Annotated in this window: 4 protein-coding genes and 1 pseudogene; 2 read left to right on the top strand and 3 right to left on the bottom strand. The window is 57.3% G+C overall.

The window, feature by feature from the left end:
- A pseudogene (locus NW820_RS11025) lies at positions 1 to 392 on the top strand (macrocin O-methyltransferase); the annotation flags it as partial.
- 33 nt (positions 393 to 425) lie between these two features.
- On the opposite strand, the gene NW820_RS11020 reads toward NW820_RS11025, so the two are convergent.
- On the bottom strand, positions 426 to 1,151 hold the full coding sequence (locus tag NW820_RS11020) for a Uma2 family endonuclease (protein WP_414342566.1): 726 nt from the start codon (positions 1,149 to 1,151) through the stop codon (positions 426 to 428).
- Positions 1,152 to 1,174: 23 nt separating this feature from the next.
- Positions 1,175 to 1,861, bottom strand: a complete 687-nt coding sequence (locus NW820_RS11015) for a Uma2 family endonuclease (protein WP_414342578.1) — start codon at positions 1,859 to 1,861, stop codon at positions 1,175 to 1,177.
- A gap of 192 nt (positions 1,862 to 2,053) precedes the next feature.
- Here NW820_RS11015 and NW820_RS11010 point away from each other — a divergent pair, with 192 nt between their 5' ends.
- Positions 2,054 to 2,479, top strand: a complete 426-nt coding sequence (locus NW820_RS11010) for a DUF1499 domain-containing protein (protein ID WP_414342567.1) — start codon at positions 2,054 to 2,056, stop codon at positions 2,477 to 2,479.
- Positions 2,480 to 2,532: 53 nt separating this feature from the next.
- On the opposite strand, the gene lpxD is transcribed toward NW820_RS11010, so the two are convergent.
- Positions 2,533 to 3,564: a UDP-3-O-(3-hydroxymyristoyl)glucosamine N-acyltransferase gene (gene lpxD / locus NW820_RS11005; RefSeq protein ID WP_414329255.1), complete on the bottom strand. Its 1,032-nt coding sequence runs from the start codon at positions 3,562 to 3,564 to the stop codon at positions 2,533 to 2,535.
- Between the last annotated feature and the right edge of the window lie 15 nt (positions 3,565 to 3,579).

Raw genomic sequence — 3,579 nt, 5'->3', positions numbered from 1 at the left:
GGATCCGCCTGAGCAAGATCAACGTGGGCCTTTTCCCCTACTGGGAAATGGAGACAGAGCAGCTTATCCAAGAACTGGAGGGCTTGCTGGAGCCAATTCTGCGCAGTCCTCAGCCAGAAGACTATGCTCTGATCTTCCTAGGGGATCCGGATCCGCAACTGGCCAATCAAACTCTGGAGATAGCTGCAGGCAACATAGCTCTCAGGCTCATGGAAGAGGGGTTAGAGCTCAGTAGAGAGCCGTTCTGTTCAGTGGTAGCTGGCTTGAACCCCTATCAATGGGAGAGACTTATTCCCCAACTCAACTATCGCTATCCCTTGAAGCGGGAGCGCTTTCCCAAGGGATTACGGCCTGCTATTCAAAAGCTACCTGTGTTGCTGTTGGCCTCCTAGGGATCCATCTGTTGTCTTGAGTTACTTGGCTGTCTACAGGGCGTCTGGATCTACCCCTAGCTCTTGTAGCTTCCGGGCCAGGCGCCCTGCCCGTTGTTCGGCCTGCTCAGCCCTTTGCCGCTCCAGTTCGGCCTCGGTGGGTACCAGTTCCCCAGCAGCAGTGGCCCAGCGAATCCAGGTGGCCTCGATGTCCCGAAACCTGCCCTCCCACTTCACTAGGCACAATCCCAAAACCTCGCTCGGCAAGCAACCCTCGGCATCCTCTTGAATCGGCTCATAGCGGTCGCCCCTCAGCCGAAACCCTGCCCAGTCTTCTGGATCAAACGGGTCAAACCAAAAGTACTCCGGCACCCGGATAATCTGCTCATAAAGTTGCTTTTTGCTTGTTTTATCCTCCTGGGCAGTGCTGGGAGAAAGAAGCTCAATCACCACGTCCGGCCCTTTGCCCTGCTCCCAAATCACCCAGCTTTTGCGCTCGCCTTTAGGCACGCCCAACACCACAAAATAATCCGGCCCTTTGAAATTGCGGCCGCTGGTCTGCTCCAAGCTGTAGTAGAGAAACATATTGCCACCGACAAAGCCATCAGGGCGCTGCTGCAACCAGGTTTGGGTAGTGGAGATGAGCAAGTCCATCTGGCACCTGTGCCGCCAGCTTTCCATAGGTTCGCTGTCGTCGTAGGGGAGCTCGTCTTGGGTGGGGGGCAACTCGGGTAGATAAACCGGATCCAGCACCTCAGTAATTGGGTTCGGGTTAGTCATTGCCAGTTCTCCTCTCTTTACCCTTACAAGGTATCGGGATCCACCCCCAGCTCCCGCAGCTTCTGGGCCAGGCGCTCTGCTCGCTGTCGCTCTTGCTCAGCACGTTGGCGCTCGATTCTCTCAGCTTCTTCAGGAGTAGGCACCAGCTCCCCATTGGGGAAAAAGTAGCGCAGTTGTTGGTTATGGATCCCCAGATACAGCTCCAGCATCTCGCTCCAGCGCCAGCCCTGCTCCGTTGGCTCAATCTCCTCGTACTTCTCCCCCCTCAGTCGCAAACCCATAAACTCCTGCGTCTCCGGAGAATAGTAAAAGTACTCCGGTGTCCTGAAAATCCTTTCGTAAAGCTCCCGCTTCTCACCCCGATCCACTTTGGCAGTCGATTCCGAAAGCAGCTCGATGATCAAGTCCGGGTATTTGCCACCTTCTTCCCACACCACCCAAGAAGGGCGGGGGCGGTTTTCTACCCCTTTGACCAAAAACAGATCTGGCCCGCGGAAGTCTTTATTTTTGAGTTGCTCTCGGCTGTAGTAGACGGTGAGGTTCCAGGCGAGGAAGTAGTCGTTGCGGTCTTGCCAGAGGCGGGCGAGGCAGCTGACCAGAATCAAAAGCTGCAGGGCATGCAGGGAGTGTTCCATTTCGGGTTCATCGCTGAGCAGCCCCTGGGCCGAGGGCATGAGCTCCGCCAGTTGCTGGCGGGTGAGGGGAGTAATCTTTTCCTCGGCTTTCTCTTGGAGTTTTTCTTGGGCCAGCATTTTTGCACTCGGGGCAAGTGAATTAGCTGTAGGCTAACCCATCGATAGAACCGCCGGCAGGTGCTCTGCTTCAGGCTGACAGGGTGATAACAGGAGCGTTCTACTAACTGAAAGGCATAATAAGAGATGTAAACTTCTCCTTTTGTCCGCATGTCTTTCTGGAAACTTTTGGTGGTGATAGCGGTGCTGCTTTTCGGCTTGGCAAGCGGGATCCCCACCTTACAAGCGGCCACCCTGGGTGGATCCCCCTACAATCGCGCCCAACAGGAAGTTGTGATTGCAGCTAGCCCAGACCAGGTGTTAAAAGCGGCTGAGCAAGCCTTTCAAGTTTGGAAGCGGGGGGAACTGGTCTCTGTGGATGCTGAGGCGATGGAAGTGAAGGGGATCTCCCGCACCAACTTTTTTAAGTTCGTGGACGATCTAACGGTTTCGCTGTCGCCAATAGAAGGGGATCCTGGCCATACTCGTCTACACATTACTTCCGAAGGCCGTGTTGGGGAATATGATTTCGGCGGCAACCGGCGCAACATCAACGAGTACCTGAACACTTTGCGGTCGTTGCTGGAGCAGAGCTAGGGCCGACAGGACAAGGCGGGAGACTTATGTGGATCCACGTCTTTTGCCGTCTCTTATGATTCCTCGTTCTGTTCCAGCTTGGCCACACGAGCTTCCAGCTTGCGCAAGGTACGTTGCAGCTCAGGCAAGTGCCGCTGGACGGCCATGCTCTTGCGCCATTCGGCAATGGGTTGGTGGGGGTAGCCGGCCACCGTTTGACCAGCAGGGATATCGCTGGTTACACCTGTCTGGGCGGCTACACGCACGCCATCGCCAATGTGCAGGTGCCCGGCCAAGCCACATTGCCCGGCCAAGATGACGTGGTGGCCCAACTGGGTGCTGCCGGCAATGCCCACCTGAGCCACGATCAGGCAGTGGGATCCGGTGCGCACGCCGTGGCCAATTTGCACCAGATTGTCGATCTTGGTGCCGCGGCCAATACGGGTCTCGCCAACGGCGGCCCGGTCGATGGTGGTGTTGCTGCCTACCTCCACGTTGTCTTCCAGCACCACCCGTCCCGCTTGGAGCATGCGCCGCCAGGAGCCATCCGCCAGGGGAATGTGGCCAAAGCCGTCGTCGCCAATGACAGCGCCGCTGTGGATGAGGCAATCATCCCCAATCTCCGTGCGCTCGTGAATAACGCAGTTGGCGAAAAGCTGACACCGGGATCCAATCCGCACCTGGGGATAAATCGTGACATTGGGATGAATTTGGGTGTGGTCGCCGATCCTCACCCCTTCCATCACCACCGCGTGCGGCCCGATTGCCACCCCTTCCCCCAGTTGGACGCTGGCATCCACCACCGCTGTAGGATGGATCCCCACCGGTAGGCGGTAGGGCTGGTAAAACAGCTCGATGGCCTGGGCAAAGAGCAGACGGGGATCCCTGCCCCGCAAGCAGGCAATGGAACAGGGCAAAGCCAGCCCTTCCTCCACGATGACGGCGCTGGCCTGGGTTTGCTCCAAGAGAGGTAGGTAGCGGGCCTCGCTGAGAAAGCTCAGCTCCCCTGGGCGAGCCTCCGCCAGGCTGGCCACGCTGTGAATTTCCAGGGTGGGATCCCCCTCGTAGGCACACCCCAATTTTTGGGCAATTTCCTGTAGCTGCATTGGGGTTGACATCCT

The organism is Synechococcus sp. R55.7 (genome assembly GCF_047461955.1).
Lineage (GTDB): Bacteria > Cyanobacteriota > Cyanobacteriia > Thermostichales > Thermostichaceae > Thermostichus.
The sequence above is the reverse complement of the archived record's forward strand: the minus strand, read 5'-3'. Positions and strand labels throughout refer to the sequence as shown.

Excerpts from the sequence above, each read along its gene's own strand:
- NW820_RS11020 (WP_414342566.1), bottom strand. The coding sequence starts at position 1,151 with ATGACTAACCCGAACCCAATTACTGAGGTGCTGGATCCGGTTTATCTA.
- NW820_RS11010 (WP_414342567.1), top strand. The coding sequence starts at position 2,054 with ATGTCTTTCTGGAAACTTTTGGTGGTGATAGCGGTGCTGCTTTTCGGC.
- lpxD (WP_414329255.1), bottom strand. The coding sequence starts at position 3,564 with ATGCAGCTACAGGAAATTGCCCAAAAATTGGGGTGTGCCTACGAGGGG.